Raw genomic sequence first — 1,010 nt, 5'->3', positions numbered from 1 at the left:
TAGGAATGGAATAAGTTGTTTTCGACTAGCCAATTGCTTACAAGTCGGCGATTATAATTTAATTCGTATAGAAATTATATCCCTTAATCCAGAACATGCTTGTAACTTTGTTAATTTTCTTGAACCTGAGTCCTTACTTATGGCTTGTTTTTGAATCTTGACGTAACTATATCAATGAATTCGACAAACTATGTTTGCGATATATTATGTTGTCTCGAAATTAAATAATTATCTAATTCACTATAATACGCAGTTATATCCGAGTTTGATTAGTTGTTGATAAAGTGCTTTTTTCGAATCTTCCTCACCATGTATAAGGTGAACCTCCTTAGGAGGAGTGGGAATGGCAGTTACAAATTGTATTAAGTCGTTCATATCGGCATGTGCAGAGTAGCCTGACATCGTATGAACTTGAGCTTTCACTTTTACGCGTCTACCTTCAATCAATACACTTTCTACTCCATCTTGGATACGCCGACCTAAAGTCCCTTCCGCTTGATAGCCGGCAAATAACACATCATTTCTTTTATCTGGCAGCAATGCTTCTAAATAATTGACGACACGTCCACCTTCACACATTCCTGAGGCCGCAACTACGATAGCAGCTTCTGCTGTGCTCGCGAGTCGATTCACGAGCTTTAAATGGTCAGTGTGGCTTTCGACGGTAATACATTGATCAAACGCAAGAGGGTGTCGGTGATGCTCGAGCCGCTCTTTCGCTTCAGCTCCCCAAAGCTTTTTAAATTGCCGATAGGTAGTAGTTACCTTTTTAGCCGTATGTTGACTCGATAAACAAATAGTCAGCTTTTTCAGGCGATACCGGATCCGGTAGGAGAGGCGTGTTACGAGGGCCCAAATCTCCTGAGAACACAACAACCTCATTGTTTGATAAACGAAACTCAACATATGCAGACCCTAAAATGTGTCCTGCTGGTTGAAAGCGAAGAGAGGCATGTTCTTCAATCTCTATCCATTGGGAGTAAGGGCAAGGGCGAATAAGCGTTCGAACA

Annotated in this window: 1 protein-coding gene and 1 pseudogene; both read right to left on the bottom strand. The window is 41.1% G+C overall.

From position 1 onward, the window contains the following. Nucleotides 1-240 precede the first annotated feature (240 nt). Nucleotides 241-882 (bottom strand): MBL fold metallo-hydrolase RNA specificity domain-containing protein, encoded by a 642-nt coding sequence (locus R8N47_RS23800; protein WP_318185925.1) that lies wholly within the window; start codon nucleotides 880-882, stop codon nucleotides 241-243. Continuing rightward, a pseudogene (locus R8N47_RS23795) lies at nucleotides 770-1,010 on the bottom strand (MBL fold metallo-hydrolase); the annotation flags it as partial. The gene R8N47_RS23800 and the pseudogene R8N47_RS23795, both read right to left, overlap by 113 nt.

This window comes from Vibrio sp. 2132-1 (assembly GCF_033344315.1).
Note: the sequence above shows the minus strand (reverse complement) of the source record. Positions and strands in the feature narration are given on the sequence as shown.